The organism is Cryobacterium sp. Y82 (genome assembly GCF_002929495.1).
Lineage (GTDB): Bacteria > Actinomycetota > Actinomycetes > Actinomycetales > Microbacteriaceae > Cryobacterium > Cryobacterium serini.
The window spans coordinates 22,994-39,277 of sequence record NZ_PJJJ01000029.1; the positions used below are offsets into that span (position 1 = coordinate 22,994).

Sequence of the window (16,284 nt, forward strand, 5' to 3'; positions counted from 1 at the left end):
AGCGCACTGCAATCGCAGTCCAGAGTGTTGAGCGCGGGAGTCAGCTGGCGCAGAGGCGCCAAAGCGAGGTGACCTCGCTCTGGCGCACCGCGTGCAGTGGGTCATTCGTGTCGGTCGCGCGAGTGTGCACGGCGGGCGCCTCGAGAACACCGATCACCCGCAGGCCGGCCGCATCGATGACCTTCAGAAGGTCGTTGCGGGAGCGCAGCCCCACCAATTCGGCGAAATCGGAGAGCACGAGCCACACCTCACCCCCGGGCATCAGATGGCCCAGCACACCGGCCAGAAATCCCTTGAGCATCCGAGAGCCAGGGTCATAGACGGCCGCGTCGAGCAGTGAGTGCGCGGTCGCCGGAATCCACGGCGGGTTGCAGACAATGAGATCGGCGCGCCCCTCGGGAAACAGGTCGCCCAGCTGCACCTCTATGCGCCCGGAGAGCCCGAGTTGCGACACCGTTTCTCGAGCGGATGCGACAGCTCGCGGCTCGATGTCCGTTGCGATGACTCGCGGCACGCCCCGGGTCGCCAGCACTGCCGCGAGCACCCCGGTGCCGGTGCCAATGTCGAAGGCTACCTCTGGTGCGGCCAGCGGCGCGTTCGCCACGAGGTCGACGTATTCACTGCGCACCGGAAAGAACGTGCCGTAATGGGGATAGATCGACGCAGTCAGCGCGGCGACGGGAATGCCCTTGGTGCGCCACTGGTGCGCTCCGATCGTGCCGAGTACCTCGTGCAGTGACACGACGGATGCCTCCGCGATGCTCCCATAGGCGTCGACGGTGGCCGCGACAACGTCGGGAGCCCGGCGCAATCCGATGATGTTGCCGGCCTGCAGGGGAACGAGCAGCAGACCAAGGATCCGGGCCCGATGCGAACGATTCTGCCGATACCGATAGAACAACTCGCCGGTCGTACGATCGGTTTTGTCGGGACGTGGCCGCGTGCGGTGTTCCAGGGCCGTCAGAATCTGGCGGGCGTTTTGAAAGTCCCCGTTCCAGAGCATAGCGACGCCCTGCGAGGCCAGCCTGTAGGCGGCATCCGCTGTGATGGTGTCATCAACGGGCACGACGTTCCGGGGGGCCGGCGCGCCATTGGCTGAACGCCAGAGTGCTGAGGCCGTACTGCCTTCCTGGGCCCAGCGAACGTATGCGCGGTCGTTGGCTGCGGAAGTCATCGAACCCGGTGCATAGTCATAGCCTTCAACTATAGATCGCCGCCGAGGGGTGCCCGCTGAATTCCGTACTACCGGGCGCCGCCGGCGGGGACGCACCCAGGGCTGACTTGTATATGTGATGAGTCACCCATCTGCGGAGTAGACGGACGTTTTTTCCTCTTAGTGGGTGATTTCGATTTTGGAGTAATGCCCATTGCATGCGCCAGTCTGGGAGTTCGGTAGTTCGACGACTCGAGGCTCTCCGTGAAACTCCATTGGGGGAATGGCGTACCTTGACGAAAGCACGCTCCATGCCATTTCGCACTTCACCGACCGGCAGGCCACCAGTTCGTCGTGCCAGACACTCCGCCCCAACGCGACGGACGACGATTGCGTTCCGATGGACCGGCGCTGTCGGGGTGGCCGTCCTGATCGGTTCAATGCTGGTCGGCGGCGTTGCTGCCGCCACTACCGCGCTGGGGACGTGGCCTGGGCCGTGACGGCGGGACAATTACCGCCTGGGATCACGCTGGATCCCGTTACCGGAACGGTGGCGGGCACGCGAACCGACTCGGCCAGCTACTCCTGGTCGATCACTGCCACGATCGTTGGCAATATGCGTATTACAAAGTTGTTTTCGACCGAGGACGTGAGCGTCCCGACCGTGATGATCGCCGGCGGGGCCACGCTCCTCACTAACGACCGGACACCGACGATCTCCGGTACGACCGACGCGGTGCTCGTGGCCGACCTTGGTGCCGATGGTGTCTACCCGGTCGTTGTCACCATTGCTGTCGGCGGCGTTGATGGACCAGGGAGTCAGAGTCTGACGTTGGATACGACGGATGCGGGCGATGGCACGATGGTCACTGTGCTCGTTGCTGACCAGCGTGTGGCCACGGTTGTTGCGGGTGGTACCTGGTCGGTGACGGCCGCGGCACTGGGCGAGGGCGAGCACACCGTCACCGTCTCGATTACGGACGTGGCGGGCAATATCGGAATGGCCACCCAGTCGTACCGCGTGGCCGTGGCTCCTCGGGTCACGATCACCGGGGGCGCCATGCGCCTGACCAACGACGCGGCACCGACGATCTCCGGCACGACCGACGCGGCTAATGGCAGCGTCGTTTCCGTGCTGATCGACGGCCGTACCGTCGCATCGATCGTCACGGACGGCGCATTCTCGGTGCCCGTGGCTGACCTTGGTTCCGATGGTGTCTACCCGGTCGTCGTCACCATCACCGCCGGCGGCGTTGCCGGAACGGGGAGCCAGACCATCACCCTGGACACCACCAGACCCTCGCTGGCCATAAACGCGGGTTCCACGCTGCAGTCACTCGCTGTGACCGGCGCCGATTTCGATCCAGGGGAGTCCGTTCAGGTTTGGATTCACTCCACACCCGTGCTGCTGTCAACCGTCACAGCTAATGCAAACGGCGCCATTGTAACCAGCGTTATCGTCCCCGCGGCGACAGCGGCTGGCGGCCCTGCAATCCTTCTGTTTCTGGCAGGTGTCCTCATGCTGATCCTGCGGCTCCGAAACCGGAACCGGACTATTCCCCGTCACATCAGTCACTGAGCAGACTGCGCACGCGTGCTTTTCCGACCGGTGCGCGTGGGGCGGCCACACTGATAGGATTTTTCAAGCGAAGGGGAGTATCCCTCTGGGCCCGATCGGGTTCTATGTCGCGATCGTCAATACGGGCCGCGCTGGCGGGGCCCCGGTCGCGGTGGTATCGATTGGTTCCGTTTGGACGCTATCGGTGCGGGAGAGACTTTCGGGTTCTGCTATACCCGACCCCCTCATCCTTTTGAAAGGCCCCTGTGGAACTCGCCCTGCCTCTCTGGTTCGAAGCTGGATCATTGGTCGTTTTGACCCTTATTCTGGTCGCCGACCTGCTCATCGTCTACAAGCGCCCGCACGTTCCAAGTATGCGCGAGGCCGGGCTCTGGGTGGCGTTCTACGTCGGTCTTGCGCTCATTTTTGCGCTCTTGATGCTGGTTCTCGGTGACGCCGAACATGCTGGTCAATTTCTCGCCGGCTGGCTAACCGAGTACAGCCTGTCGATCGATAACCTGTTTGTCTTTGTCATCATCATGGCCCGGTTCTCCGTACCGCGAAAATACCAGCAGGAAGTCCTGATGGTGGGTATCATCATTGCTCTCGTGCTGCGCGGGATCTTCATTCTGCTCGGCGCCCAGCTGATCGAAAGCTATGCCTGGATCTTCTATATCTTTGGCGCGTTCCTGTTTTACACGGCAGTGAAGCAAGCGTTCTCCTCTGAGGCAGAGACAGAAGAAAAAGAGAACGGCGTCATCCGCCTGCTTCGCCGCCGCATTCGCATCTCGTCAGAATTTGACGGCTCTAAGGTTCGCACGCTGGTCGATGGCAAGAAGATCTTTACGCCGATGCTCATCGTGTTCATCGCGATCGGCACCACCGACCTCATCTTCGCCCTCGATTCCATTCCCGCGATCTTTGGCATCACGACGAGCCCGTTCATCGTGTTCACCGCCAATATCTTCGCTCTCATGGGCCTGCGCCAGCTGTACTTCCTCCTCGGCGGACTGCTTGAACGTCTTGAATACCTCAAGTACGGCATCGCGGTTATTCTCGGCTTTATCGGCGTCAAGCTCGTGCTGCACGCGATGCACACCAACGAAGTCCCCTTCATCAACGGTGGTGATCCCATGTTGTGGGCGCCCGAGATCGGCACCTGGACCTCGCTCGGCGTGATTATCGGCAGCATGGCCGTTGCCACCGTGGCGAGCCTGATCAAGGCTGGTCACGATGCCAAAGAGCGTGGCCACACGCTGGCCGAAGAGATTTCGGTAAACGCCAACGAATGACAGGTCGAGGCCGGGCGTCGGCGAACGGGGGGCTCTCATGACTCTGCAGCAGCAGAGCAGGATTGAACTTTCCACCGCTGTCGCCCGTCTCTCTTACAGCGTGCGCACCGATGTCGGCAGCGTGCGCAAGGTCAATGAGGACAGCGTTCTCGCGCAGTCCCCAGTGTTCCTCGTGGCCGATGGCATGGGCGGGCACGCCCAGGGTGAGGTCGCCAGCCAGACGGTACTTCGGGTGTTTGACGAGCACATCGCGCGCGACCTGCCCTCGACGCCGGAGCGTATCCTCGACGCCATCCACTCTTCAAACGACGCCGTACGCGATTTGAGCGCAGCCGATGACTACGGCACCGCAGTGTCGGGCACCACCCTCGCCGGCATCGCCTTCGTCGATGCCGGCGATTCCGGCGGCTACCACTGGATGGCCTTCAACGTCGGCGATTCACGCGTATACACCTGGACCGACGGTGTTTTGGCCCAGTTGTCCGTTGACCATTCCGCAGTGCAGGAGATGGTCGACGCTGGCCTGATTTCAGTCGACGACGCCGAGAAACACCCCGAGCGCAACGTCATTACCCGGGCGATCGGCGCCGATGAGTTTGTCGATGCCGACGTCTGGCTGCTGCCAGCCCTGGCGCACCAGTCCTTTTTGATCTGCTCCGACGGACTGACCAAAGAACTCGACGACGCGGCGATCGCGCGAGTCTTGGCCATGGACATCCGTCTGGATGCCGCAGGGCGCAGCGTCGCTGACATTCTCGTTGATGAAGCCCTCGAGCAGGGCGGACGCGACAATGTGAGCGTCGTTTACGTGGAGTCTGCGTTCGACTGACCGTTCCAGCCCGCGTTTGCGAGCCGAGTGGCTGGGCGAGGTGTTACCCTGAAGCCGTGGTGCTGAGCCGACTTCTTCTGTGCCGCGACGAGTCCCTGTACTGAGGCCTCCCTCGTCGCGGAGTTCGGTGTGGCTGCCATCGATTCGTGAGGAAGACGCTCAAAATGACTAACGTAATATCCACTTCGCAAAGAGACTCCGGCACTGGCCTTCGTACCCTGGCCGAAAAGGTCTGGGACAAGCACCTCGTCACCAAGGGTGAGGACGGTACGCCTGACCTGATCTTTATCGATCTGCACCTGCTGCACGAGGTCACCAGCCCGCAAGCCTTCGACGGCCTGAGACTGGCTAATCGCATGCTGCGTCGGCCCGACCTGACCATCGCGACCGAGGACCACAACACTCCAACGCTCGCCATCGACAAGCCCATCGCCGACCTCACCAGCCGTACCCAGATCGAGACCCTGCGCCGTAACTGCGCCGAATACGGGGTGCGCCTGCACTCGCTCGGTGACATCGAACAGGGCATCGTGCACGTCGTCGGCCCGCAGCTTGGCCTGACCCAGCCCGGAATTACCGTGGTGTGTGGAGACTCGCACACGTCCACCCACGGTGCGTTCGGCGCAATGGCGCTCGGTGTCGGCACGAGCGAGGTCGAGCACGTCATGGCCACGCAGACTCTGCCGCTAAACCCGTTCAAAACCATGGCCATCACGGTCAACGGTACGTTGCGCGCCGGGGTAACCGCGAAAGACATCATTCTCGCCGTGATTGCCAAAATCGGAACCGGTGGGGGGGCCGGTTACGTGCTCGAATACCGTGGTGAGGCCATCAGGGCACTCTCCATGGAGGGGCGCATGACCATCTGCAACATGTCGATCGAAGCCGGCGCCCGTGCCGGCATGGTCGCCCCCGACCAGGTCACCTATGACTACCTTGAAGGCCGGGCCCACGCGCCCCGCGGCGTTGACTGGGACGCTGCCGTCTCTTACTGGGAGACGCTGGCCACCGACGAAGGCGCGACCTACGACGCCGAGATCATCATCGACGCCAACGAGCTCGAACCGTTTGTGACCTGGGGTACCAACCCCGGACAGGGCGTATCCCTGAGCGGATCTGTTCCGAACCCCGCCGAGATCGTCGACGCCAACGAGCGCTCGGCGGCCGAGCGGGCCCTGGAATATATGGACCTCGCGGCCGGCACCCCGATGAAGGACATTCGGGTCGATACCGTTTTTCTCGGCTCCTGCACCAACAGCCGGGTCGAAGATCTGCGCGCCGCCGCCGAAATCATCAAGGGCAAAACCAAAGCCGCGGGCTTGCGCATGATGGTTGTTCCCGGCTCTGCCCGGGTGCGCATCGAGGCCGAAGCCGAGGGGCTCGACCAGATCTTCCTCGACTTCGGAGCCGAATGGCGCTTCGCCGGCTGTTCGATGTGCCTCGGCATGAACCCCGACCAGCTGGAACCCGGCGAACGCTGCGCGTCGACCAGTAACCGCAACTTTGAAGGACGTCAGGGAAAGGGCGGGCGCACCCACCTGGTGTCGCCGCTCGTCGCTGCCGCCACGGCCATTCGCGGCACGCTCAGTAGTCCGTGGGATCTCGATCAGGCTGGAGACCAGTAACCATGCAGAAATTCACCACCGTCACCGGCATCGCGGTACCGCTGCGCCGTTCCAATGTCGATACCGACCAGATCATTCCCGCCGTGCATCTCAAGCGCGTTACGCGCACCGGCTTTGAGGACGCGTTGTTCGCGGCCTGGCGCCTCGACCCCGACTTCGTCATCAATAAGAAGGAGTATCAGGGCGGTCGCGTGCTCATCGCCGGGACCGACTTCGGAATTGGATCATCGCGCGAACACGCCGTCTGGGCGCTGCGCGATTACGGCTTCGACGTGGTGCTCAGCCCCCGGTTCGGCGATATCTTTCGCGGAAACTCCGGCAAACAGGGCTTGCTCGCCGGCCAAATCAGCGAAGCGGATGCCGAAACCCTGTGGAACCTCATCGAGTGCGCCCCCGGGGTGGAGTTGACCGTGGATCTGGTGAGTAAAACAGTGCGTGTCGGGGATCTGACCGTGAGATTCGAAATCGACGATTACACTAGATGGCGGCTGCTCGAAGGTCTCGATGACATCGGGTTGACTCTGCGTGACGAAGCGCGGATAAAGGAATTCGAAGGGACGCGCGAGTCGTGGTTGCCCCGCACCCTTCCGGCGCTCTCCGCAGATCCGGCCCGCGTCAATTTGCAGTAATTTGTATTGCACCAATTTGCACCAGGACAGGTATTTTGTGAGCACTCTCAGCGAAGCCCGGCGTGATCAAGAAGCGAAGAATTTGAACGGTGCCAGTCAGCACGACGACGCGAACGAGCGGGGCAGTGCTCAGAACCACGGGGCATCCGTCGGTCTCACCGCCGACAAAATCACCATCCGCGGCGGTATTCCGCTGGTGGGTCGCATCGAGGTGAAGGGGGCGAAGAACCTCGTCACCAAGGCCATGGTCGCAGCCCTGCTCGGTGAAACCCCGAGCGTCCTCAAGGACGTTCCGAACATCAGCGATGTTCGGATCGTTCGCGGTCTGCTCGAGGTGCACGGCGTCAAGGTAACCGAGGGTGACGAGCCCGGAACCCTCGTGCTTGACCCGGTCGACGTGGAAAGCGCGCACTTCGCCGCGATCGACGCCCACGCGGGTTCCTCGCGCATCCCCATTTTGTTCTGTGGTCCGCTGCTGCACCGGCTTGGCGAAGCCTTCATTCCCGACCTCGGTGGCTGCCGCATCGGCGACCGGCCGATCGACTTTCACCTTGAGGTGCTGCGCAAGTTTGGCGCCGTCGTCGAAAAGCAGCCCAACGGCATCCGTATGTCGGCACCGAACGGTCTGAAGGGCGCCAAACTCGAGCTGCCGTACCCGAGCGTGGGCGCCACCGAGCAGGTGCTGCTCACCGCAGTGAGGGCCGAGGGTCTCACCGAGCTCAAGGGCGCGGCGATCGAGCCAGAGATCATGGATCTCATTAATATTCTGCAGAAGATGGGTGCCATCATCACGGTCGATACTGACCGGGTGATCCGCATCGAGGGCGTCGAGCGCTTGGTCGGATACAATCATCGTGCCCTGTTTGACCGCAACGAGGCCGCGAGCTGGGCCGCCGCAGCACTCGCTACCGACGGCGACATCTTCGTCGGTGGCGCCCGGCAGGCTGAGATGATCACGTTCCTCAATGTCTTCCGCAAGGTCGGTGGCGCCTTTGACATTTGCGACGATGGTATCCGCTTCTACCACCCCGGCGGTGACCTCAAGCCCGTCATTATCGAAACAGGCGTTCACCCCGGCTTCATGACGGACTGGCAGCAACCGCTTGTCATCGCATTGACCAAGGCACACGGAACGTCGATCGTGCACGAAACGGTGTACGAGCAGCGGTTCGGCTTCGTCGACGCGCTCGTTGAGATGGGCGCGACCATTCAAATTCATAGGGAATGCCTCGGTGGGCACACGTGCCGGTTTGGCCAGCGCAATTTCAATCACTCGGCCGTCATTACCGGTCCGACGAAGCTGCGCGGCGCCGACATCATCGTGCCCGACCTGCGCGGTGGCTTCAGCCACTTGATCGCGGCACTTTCGGCCGAGGGCACCTCGACGGTCAGTAACGTGGGAATCATTAGCCGCGGGTACGAGAACTTCATCGGTAAACTGCGGCTTTTGGGGGCGGACTTCGATCTCGAAGGATAATAGGCGCGTGCCTGAAAATAACGACGTGCCCGTAACTGCCCAGTCATCCGCACCGCCGACTCGTATTCGTTCGGAGAAGAGCAGGCCAAGCGCGTTCTGGATTCTCGCCGGCCTGATCCTGCCGATCATGAATCTGGCCGCACGGTACGACATCATCGACGCGCACAAGTTTCCGCGCAGCGGCGCGTTCGTGTTCTCACCCAACCACTACAGCGAGATTGACCCCGTGGTCATGGGAGTCGTTGCCTGGAAGCTGGGGCGGTTGCCACGATTTCTGGCGAAAGCATCCGTTTTCGAGATTCCCGTCATCGGCGCTGTCCTGCGCAAATCGGGCCAGATCCCGGTGCAGCGCGGCGGATCGGTGCGCGGGAGCGAGCCGGTCAAAGCCGCCCAGCGTTTGGCCGAAAAGGGTCAGATCGTCGTGGTGTATCCGGAAGGTTCCCTCACCCGTGATCCTGACCTGTGGCCGATGCGCGGCAAGACCGGGGCCGTTCGCATCGCGCTTGAGCAGGGGATTCCCATCGTGCCGGCCGCCCACTGGGGCAGCCAGCACCTGATGGAACGGTATTCCAAGAAGGTCAGCCTGTTTCCGCGCAAAACCATCACCGTGAAGATCGGCGACCCGATCGACCTCTCCCAGTTTCGCGGGCGTAGCCTCGACACGGCAACGCTCAACGAGGCGACCGCCGTCGTGATGCTGGCCATCACCGCGCTGCTTGAAGACCTGCGCGGCGAGAAAGCCCCGGCCAAACGGTGGAATCCGTCGGAGCACAATCAGAGAGAGACCGGTCGTTTTGAAGCCTAGAACCCCCCAGCTGCCGAAGGTTCAACCAGGCACTCGGGTGGCCGTTCTTGGTGCGGGCAGTTGGGGAACGACCTTCGCCAAAATTCTGACGGATGGCGGAGCGGACGTCGTTCTGTGGGCTCGCCGACCCGAGTTGGCCCGCGAAATCTCCGAAGCGCGCCGCAACAGCGATTACCTGCCCGGCGTGAACCTACCCGTTGGCCTGCGCGCCACGAGCCGCCTCGACCTGGCTCTGGCCGGCGCCGAAATGGTCTTCGTCTCGGTTCCGAGCCAGTCCCTGCGCGAAAACCTGAATCAGGTCGAGCCGTACCTGGCTGAGAATGCGATCATCGTCTCGCTCATGAAGGGCGTCGAACGGTCGACCGGCATGCGCATGAGCACGGTGATCGAAGAGGTGCTGCGCATCGACCCCGCTCGCATCGCGGCGATCAGCGGGCCCAACCTTGCGCTCGAAATAGCCAAGGAACAGCCCACCGGGGCCGTCGTCTCGTCCTCGAGCCTCGAAACCGCGCAGGCCGTGGCCAAACTGGCCACCAACCGCTACTTTCGCTCCTACGTGAACACGGATGTCATCGGTACCGAGTTCGGCGGCGTGCTGAAAAACCTCATCGCGGTTGCCATCGGCATCGTTGACGGCGTCGGTTACGGCGAGAACACCAAGGCCTCGATCATCACCCGGGGCCTCGTCGAAATGACCGACTTCGCCGTCGCCTACGGCGCTCAGCCCGAGACTCTGGCCGGCCTGGCCGGCCTCGGCGACCTCATCGCCACCTGCCAGTCGCCGCTGTCGCGGAACAACACGGCCGGGCGGTTGCTCGGCCAGGGCTACAGCATCAACGACGTCGTCAAACAGATGCAGCAGACCACCGAAGGCCTCGCCTCTGTCAAACCCGTTCTCGAACTGGCCCGCGCCAAGGGCGTCGAGATGCCGATCGTGGAACAGGTCCGCCAGGTGCTCGAGGGCACACTCAACCCCCGCGACATTGCGCCGCACCTCACAACTGACTCCGGCGAACCGCAGGGCGAAAGGACACTTGACGATGGACAAGCTCACGGTGGTGCTTCTCTTTGGAGGGCGTTCCAGCGAACACTCGATCAGCTGCGCCACGGCGGGCGGAGTGCTGGCAGCCCTCGACCCTGAGTGTTATACCGTCATCCCGGTTGGAATCACCCGCGACGGCGCGTACGTCCTCGAAGACAACGACCCGGCCAAGTTTGCCCTCAACGCGCAGGCGTTGCCCGTTGTCGCCGACAATGGCACCCGGGTGCGCTGGCCGCAGAGCGCATCGAGCCGGGAACTGACCGTTGTCGACGCGTTTGGCGAGCGTTCGCTCGGTTCCGTCGATCTCATCTTCCCGATTTTGCATGGACCGTTTGGCGAGGACGGTACCATTCAGGGCATGCTCGACCTGCTCGGTCTGCCGTATATCGGATCGGGAGTTCTCGCATCCGCTCTGGGGATGGACAAGCACTTTGCCAAGACCGTCTTTCAGCAGGCCGCCCTGCCAGTGGCGCCGTGGCGCACCCTGACAGCGGATGACTGGGCGCGGGACCCTGGCATGGGTTACGCCGCCCTCGAGCAGCTCGGCCTGCCCGCCTTCGTGAAGCCGGCGCGCGCCGGGTCGAGCGTCGGCGTCAGCCGGGTGGCGACACCGGACCAGCTGGCCGAGGCCATGGCTGTCAGTCTCGCCGAAGACAACAAGGTACTCATTGAATCCGGCCTCGTCGGACGGGAACTCGAGATTGCGGTGCTGCAGGGACGCCCGGGGGAACCGACCCGTGCCTCCCTAGCCGGCGAGGTCGTCGTGACCGGCCGTGACTTCTACGACTTCGCCGCAAAGTACCTGGATGCTCCGGGAGTGGAGCTGGTCTGCCCCGCACCGCTATCAGCGGCAGAATTGGCTGAGGTGCAACGTTTGGCCATAGCCGCTTTCGAGGCGATCGGCGGGGCTGGCCTGGCCCGGGTCGACTTCTTCCTGACGGCAACCGGCTGGGTGATCAACGAAATCAACACCATGCCAGGGTTCACCAGCATCTCGATGTTTCCGACCTGCTGGCTGGCCAGCGGCTATACCTACCCGGAGCTGATCGACGAACTTATCTCTGTGGCCATCGCCCATGCCCGTCACGGCTCCTGACCCTTCGGGGACGCCGCCTGCGAGTTTTCGCTCGAGCTGCGCTGGACATGCGCCAGTGCACGGAAGTTGGCGTCTGGCCAGAACTCCAGCGCCACGCGCGACGCTGGACCTGCGCCAGTCCGTGGGAGTTTCGCCTCCCGCGTAGCGGCGCAACTCCCGCGTGGCCGCACCGGTCGCCACAGAGCGCGCGGGGGGCCGAGGTTCTACGGGGCGGTCGTGGCCCCGTCAGTGGGCAGCTGCACGTCCTCGGCGCCGACGCAGAAACCGGTGGCCGGCACATACGCGACCGCGTTGGCGACGTCGATGAGCGCCGTCGAGCCGCTCACCGCTTCGGAGTCGATCACGATTTCGATGGCCGGGTCGCGCCCATAGGTCGTGTAGCGGTAGGTCGGGGCGTCGGCGTCGTCTTCGATCCAGTCGATGCCGTTAATATTCAGGCATGGCAGCGTCGTGGGAGCCGGAACCGGAACACCACAGTGCAGCAACACGGCGGCCGGGTCACCCCAGGCGCCTGTCGCCTGAGCGTTCGTTTCCCGGGACGCCTGATCGGCGACGGTGGACGGCAGATGCACGATCACGTCGGCGCAGGCCACATTGTTCGCGTCGGCGGCCGGGGTCAGAGGTACGGCCGTGGCGCAGCCGGCCAGCAACAGCGAGGTCGCCAGCACAGAGGCGACGGCGACGGAACGAAACGGAACAGTGGAAAGGAGCAGGAATGGGTGAGACATCGTATTCAGGCTACCGTTTCTAACATGACCACTGCTGCGGATGCCCCGCTTTCACTTCCGCACTCCGGCACCACCGAAACTCTCGCCGACCTCAGCGAGGGGGCGGTGCTGGCACGGATCTTTCCTCGTCTACCGACAGCGTCGGCCCAACTTCTCGGCCCGGGCGACGATGCGGCGGTCATCTCGGCGCCGGACGGCCGGTTCGTCGTGACGACCGACATGATGATTCAGGGACCCGATTTTCGCCTCGCGTGGTCGTCGCCGCACGATCTCGGCTGGAAGGCCGCCGCCACCAATCTGTCCGACGTGGCCGCGATGGGCGCTCGCCCGACAGCTTTGGTCGTGGCGATCGCTGCACCGCCGTCGACGCCCATTTCGGTGCTCGAGGGCCTCGTCGACGGGCTGCGCGACTGCTGTGAGGCGCTCGCCCCCGGCTGCGGGGTGGTCGGCGGCGATCTGTCGGCTTCAGATGCCCTCACCTTGGCTGTGACGGCCTTCGGCGACCTCGAGGGGCGCGCTCCCGTGCTGCGATCGGGGGCGCGCGCGGGGGACATAGTGGCGCTTTCCGGCCGGCTTGGCGACGCTGGAATCGGCCTCGAACTGCTGTTTCGTCTGGGCGTCGATCGCCACGGAGTACCCGACCGTGCCAGAGCCAACGCACTCAAACTCACGCATCCCACCGAGGTGGCCGCCCAGCTCACGCCCGTGCCGCCAATTGCAAGCGGCCCGATTGCAGCGCTCGCCGGAGCCACGGCCATGCTTGACGTCTCCGACGGACTGGCCATCGATGCCGGACGCATTGCGCGGGCCAGCGGTGTGGGTATCGACTTCGACTCTCGCTGTCTGGGGGAGCGGATCGAGGTCGCCCTCGGTGGCGGGGAAGACCACGGGCTTCTCGCCACCTTCGCGCCCGACATTGTTTTGCCGCCCGACTTTCGCCGCCTCGGCACGGTCGTCGCGGTATCCGCTTCGAGTTGGGGCGCCATCACCGTCGATGGTGCCCCACACGACCAGGGTGGCTGGGATCCGTACCGCGGCTGGGACGGTGCAGCCGGCTAGATGAGCCGGATGCGGCACGAGCAGTGTGCCGCCGACAGTGCTACGGCGCCGGCTGTTCGGTAGGGGCAGCATACCAAACGGTCGTGTCGCCGTAGTCCTTGCGACGTTCGAGTTCGAGCCCCTGGCCCCACTCCGGCTCGGGCGAGCGGGAGCTGCGCTCAAGCACCACGAGCGCATCAATGGCCAGCAGGGGAGCCAGTGCGCTCAAATTGTGCCCGAGTTCAATCTCGCTGAGGTCGTACGGTGGGTCGATGAACACCACGTCGAAGCCCTCTTTGGTAGCGGCCAAGAACGACTGAACCGCCTGCGAGGACACGGCAATCTTCAGGTCAGTGCCCTTCGGCGCTGACCGTTGCACGGCCTCGGCGTTCCGGCGACACATGGCCGCTGCACCGAAATTGTTCTCGACGAGCGTTACTATCCGTGCACCGCGACTGGCGGCCTCAAGCCCCAAAGCTCCTGATCCCGCATATAGATCCAACACCCGCATACCGTGCAGAGCATCCCGTGAGTCGAGCGCCGAAAAGATGGCCTCGCGCACCCGATCACTGGTTGGCCGTGTACCCGACTTTGGAACAGCCAGGGAGAGGGAGCCGGCAAACCCGGTAATAATTCGCGTCATAACCCTTTCGAGCCTAGCCGCCCCACGAAGAACGCTCCGCGCAGAAAAAGCGGCGCCGGCGTTGGGTGTGGTGGCTCGGTCACAACACCATGTCAGTGGCCCGGTTTACGATGGAAACATGACCGGTTCGAGCGCTGCCAGTAGCCCCGGATTCGATGGCGTTGTCCTTCCGGCACTCCAACATGAGCCGCTGACGCTCGACACCCCTTTGAAAAAAGCACTGAGCGCATCCCAGGCGACGGCGCTCGGGAAAGCCTTTGGGTTTCAGACCGTCAACGATCTGCTCAGCCATTACCCGCGCGACTACGCCGACCGCGAAGTACTCCGGCCCCTGAACCAACTCACGCCCGGCGCCAACATCACGGTCATCGCCGACATCATCTCTGCGCACGAAAAGCGCATGTCATCCCGGCATGGAACGATCGTGGAGGTCGTCATCTCCGACGGGGGAGGTCAGTTCACCCTCACGTTTTTCGGCAAAAACAGCCAGCAGTGGCGTCTTGACCAGCTGCGACCCGGCCTGCGCGGCAGTTTCTCCGGCAAGGTGCGCATGTACCAGGGTCAGAGTCAACTGGCGAACCCGTCCTACAAGACTTTTGAAAGCGAAGAAGAAGAAGCGCGCGACGACCCGGCTCTGCGGTTGAAGCACAAGCCGCTCATCCCAATTTATGCCGCTACGGCCGCCGAAACCAGCTGGAACCTGCAGACCATGATCGACCAGGTACTCCGGCGCCTCGGCACCCTGCCCGACCCTGTTCCCGAGGATCTGCGGGTCGAACACAGCCTGCTCGACCACACCCAGGCCATCCGCTGGATTCACAGCCCCGACGATCCAGAACAGTGGATGGCCGCCCAAGACACACTGCGGTTCACCGAGGCCTGGGTGCTGCAGTGCGCCCTTATGCAGCGGCACAGTCTCGCGCGGGAACGCCGTACCCAGCCCCGCGTGCCAACGCCCGGCGGCTACCTCGAACGCTTTGACGCAGCGCTGCCCTTCGTACTGACGGTCGATCAAGAAATTTGCGCGGTCGAAATCGCCGCCGACATGGCCCGGTCCGGCCCGATGAATCGGCTGTTGCAGGGCGAGGTTGGCTCGGGCAAGACCGTGGTTGCCCTGCGGGCCATGCTCGCCGTGGCCGACACCGGCGGCCAGACCGCGTTGCTGGCACCGACCGAGGTGCTCGCCGGGCAACACCTGCGGTCGATCACGACCCTGCTCGGCCCGGATCTCGCGGCCGAACTGATGCCGACCTTGTTGACCGGAAAACTGCCGGTGGCGCAGAAACGCAAGGCCCTGCTGCGCACGGTCTCTGGCCAGTCGCGTATTGTGATCGGCACGCACGCCCTGCTCAGCGATACCGTGACCTTTTTCGACCTCGGTCTGATCGTGATCGATGAGCAGCACCGGTTCGGCGTCGACCAGCGCGAAACACTGCGGCTCAAGGGGGCCGAGCCTCCACACGTTCTCGTCATGACGGCAACGCCGATTCCACGCACCATCGCCATGACCGTGTTCGGCGACCTTGATGTGAGCACCATTCGCGTACTGCCGGCCGGGCGCCAGGGAATTCGCAGTGTCGTTGTTCCCATGGGTGAGAACGGGGCCTTATTCGGGCGAGTTTGGGCGAGTTTGGCGCAGGAACTCGCCTTGGGGCGTCAAGGCTTTGTCGTGTGTCCGGCGATTTCTCCGGCAGAAATCGAAGACGAAGCCGACATTGCGCCGCCGCCGGGAGACGATCCGCGTCCGCTGTTCAACGTGGAAGAAGTCCTTGAGGGAATGCGCGGAGTCGCGTCCCTGGGGCCGTATCGTCTCGAGGCACTACACGGGCGCATGACGAGCGACGAGAAAGACCGCATCATGCGCTCCTTTGCCGCCGGTGAGATCGATGTTCTCGTCGCCACCACCGTCATTGAGGTCGGTGTCGACGTTCCTAACGCCTCAGCCATGGTCGTTCTCGACGCAGACCGATTCGGTGTCTCGCAGCTGCACCAGTTGCGCGGTCGGGTCGGGCGCGGTGGAGTGCCAGGGCTGTGCCTGCTGGTTACTAATTCCCGCGCCGGGTCCCCGGCCCGTCAGCGCATCGGTGATGTCGCCGCGACGCTCGATGGCTTCGTGCTCGCTGAACTCGACCTCGCCCTGCGCCGGGAGGGCAACGTGCTCGGTGACGTGCAATCCGGTGATGGCTCGAAACTGCGCTTTCTGCGGGTGGCGGTCGACGGCGACATGATCGCCGAAGCTCGACAAGCGGCCTACCGTCTGGTCACGGGGGATCCGGGCATCCGCACCAACCCGGCGCTGCGCAATGCGATCGCGCGCCGCCTGAATGATTCCGAACGCACCTGGCTCAACAAAGGCTGACAATGTCGAC

General features: G+C 63.6%; 14 protein-coding genes. 11 read left to right on the plus strand and 3 right to left on the minus strand.

Translation table 11 applies throughout. From position 1 onward, the window contains the following. Nucleotides 1–40: 40 nt before the first annotated feature. Complete coding sequence (locus CXY70_RS06290; RefSeq protein ID WP_104191538.1) at nt 41–1,174, minus strand: class I SAM-dependent methyltransferase; 1,134 nt, start codon at nt 1,172–1,174, stop codon at nt 41–43. Nucleotides 1,175–1,553: 379 nt separating this feature from the next. Here CXY70_RS06290 and CXY70_RS06295 point away from each other — a divergent pair, with 379 nt between their 5' ends. The 9 genes from CXY70_RS06295 to CXY70_RS06335 all read left to right on the plus strand — a co-directional run bounded on the left by CXY70_RS06295 (nt 1,554) and on the right by CXY70_RS06335 (nt 11,506). Continuing rightward, nucleotides 1,554–2,732 carry an Ig-like domain-containing protein gene (locus CXY70_RS06295; RefSeq protein ID WP_233205796.1) on the plus strand — a complete coding sequence of 393 codons (1,179 nt, stop codon included), beginning with the start codon at nt 1,554–1,556 and terminating at the stop codon, nt 2,730–2,732. 245 nt (nt 2,733–2,977) lie between these two features. Continuing rightward, on the plus strand, nt 2,978–4,003 hold the full coding sequence (locus tag CXY70_RS06300; protein WP_104191540.1) for a TerC family protein: 1,026 nt from the start codon (nt 2,978–2,980) through the stop codon (nt 4,001–4,003). A 37-nt stretch (nt 4,004–4,040) separates the two neighbouring features. Beyond that, nucleotides 4,041–4,832, plus strand: a complete 792-nt coding sequence (locus tag CXY70_RS06305) for a PP2C family serine/threonine-protein phosphatase (RefSeq protein WP_104191541.1) — start codon at nt 4,041–4,043, stop codon at nt 4,830–4,832. 164 nt (nt 4,833–4,996) lie between these two features. Then, nucleotides 4,997–6,457 carry a 3-isopropylmalate dehydratase large subunit gene (gene leuC / locus CXY70_RS06310; RefSeq protein ID WP_104191542.1) on the plus strand — a complete coding sequence of 487 codons (1,461 nt, stop codon included), beginning with the start codon at nt 4,997–4,999 and terminating at the stop codon, nt 6,455–6,457. A gap of 2 nt (nt 6,458–6,459) precedes the next feature. Continuing rightward, the gene (gene leuD / locus CXY70_RS06315) at nt 6,460–7,086 is read left to right on the plus strand and encodes a 3-isopropylmalate dehydratase small subunit (protein WP_104191543.1); all 627 of its coding nucleotides are present in this window, start codon (nt 6,460–6,462) and stop codon (nt 7,084–7,086) included. 169 nt (nt 7,087–7,255) lie between these two features. Then, a complete protein-coding gene (gene murA / locus CXY70_RS06320; RefSeq protein WP_233205797.1) occupies nt 7,256–8,563 on the plus strand; it encodes a UDP-N-acetylglucosamine 1-carboxyvinyltransferase in 1,308 nt (435 codons plus the stop codon). Between the two features lie 7 nt (nt 8,564–8,570). Then, nucleotides 8,571–9,368, plus strand: coding sequence for a 1-acyl-sn-glycerol-3-phosphate acyltransferase (locus CXY70_RS06325; protein WP_233205778.1), 798 nt, complete (start codon nt 8,571–8,573; stop codon nt 9,366–9,368). A gap of 37 nt (nt 9,369–9,405) precedes the next feature. After that, entirely contained in the window at nt 9,406–10,509 is a 1,104-nt protein-coding gene (locus CXY70_RS06330; protein ID WP_104191544.1) for an NAD(P)H-dependent glycerol-3-phosphate dehydrogenase, read from the plus strand. After that, entirely contained in the window at nt 10,409–11,506 is a 1,098-nt protein-coding gene (locus CXY70_RS06335; protein ID WP_104191545.1) for a D-alanine--D-alanine ligase family protein, read from the plus strand. The genes CXY70_RS06330 and CXY70_RS06335 overlap by 101 nt, the downstream gene beginning before the upstream one ends. A gap of 203 nt (nt 11,507–11,709) precedes the next feature. On the opposite strand, the gene CXY70_RS06340 is transcribed toward CXY70_RS06335, so the two are convergent. Next, nucleotides 11,710–12,234, minus strand: a complete 525-nt coding sequence (locus tag CXY70_RS06340) for a DUF3515 family protein (protein WP_104191546.1) — start codon at nt 12,232–12,234, stop codon at nt 11,710–11,712. A 24-nt stretch (nt 12,235–12,258) separates the two neighbouring features. On the opposite strand from CXY70_RS06340, the gene thiL reads away from it, so the two are divergent. Further along, nucleotides 12,259–13,293: a thiamine-phosphate kinase gene (thiL, locus tag CXY70_RS06345; protein ID WP_104191547.1), complete on the plus strand. Its 1,035-nt coding sequence runs from the start codon at nt 12,259–12,261 to the stop codon at nt 13,291–13,293. Between the two features lie 40 nt (nt 13,294–13,333). Here the strand turns inward: thiL and rsmD are convergent, their stop codons facing one another. Continuing rightward, nucleotides 13,334–13,915, minus strand: a complete 582-nt coding sequence (gene rsmD, locus CXY70_RS06350; protein WP_104191548.1) for a 16S rRNA (guanine(966)-N(2))-methyltransferase RsmD — start codon at nt 13,913–13,915, stop codon at nt 13,334–13,336. Between the two features lie 118 nt (nt 13,916–14,033). On the opposite strand from rsmD, the gene CXY70_RS06355 reads away from it, so the two are divergent. Continuing rightward, nucleotides 14,034–16,274 carry an ATP-dependent DNA helicase RecG gene (locus tag CXY70_RS06355; protein WP_104191549.1) on the plus strand — a complete coding sequence of 747 codons (2,241 nt, stop codon included), beginning with the start codon at nt 14,034–14,036 and terminating at the stop codon, nt 16,272–16,274. Nucleotides 16,275–16,284 lie beyond the last annotated feature (10 nt).

What these genes read in the sequence shown, in the direction of transcription:
- CXY70_RS06305 (WP_104191541.1), top strand. Translation starts at nt 4,041, where the DNA reads ATGACTCTGCAGCAGCAGAGCAGGATTGAACTTTCCACCGCTGTCGCC.
- CXY70_RS06340 (WP_104191546.1), bottom strand. Translation starts at nt 12,234, where the DNA reads ATGTCTCACCCATTCCTGCTCCTTTCCACTGTTCCGTTTCGTTCCGTC.
- leuC (WP_104191542.1), top strand. Translation starts at nt 4,997, where the DNA reads ATGACTAACGTAATATCCACTTCGCAAAGAGACTCCGGCACTGGCCTT.
- CXY70_RS06295 (WP_233205796.1), top strand. Translation starts at nt 1,554, where the DNA reads ATGGACCGGCGCTGTCGGGGTGGCCGTCCTGATCGGTTCAATGCTGGT.
- leuD (WP_104191543.1), top strand. Translation starts at nt 6,460, where the DNA reads ATGCAGAAATTCACCACCGTCACCGGCATCGCGGTACCGCTGCGCCGT.
- CXY70_RS06355 (WP_104191549.1), top strand. Translation starts at nt 14,034, where the DNA reads ATGACCGGTTCGAGCGCTGCCAGTAGCCCCGGATTCGATGGCGTTGTC.
- thiL (WP_104191547.1), top strand. Translation starts at nt 12,259, where the DNA reads ATGACCACTGCTGCGGATGCCCCGCTTTCACTTCCGCACTCCGGCACC.
- rsmD (WP_104191548.1), bottom strand. Translation starts at nt 13,915, where the DNA reads ATGACGCGAATTATTACCGGGTTTGCCGGCTCCCTCTCCCTGGCTGTT.
- CXY70_RS06335 (WP_104191545.1), top strand. Translation starts at nt 10,409, where the DNA reads ATGGACAAGCTCACGGTGGTGCTTCTCTTTGGAGGGCGTTCCAGCGAA.
- CXY70_RS06290 (WP_104191538.1), bottom strand. Translation starts at nt 1,174, where the DNA reads ATGACTTCCGCAGCCAACGACCGCGCATACGTTCGCTGGGCCCAGGAA.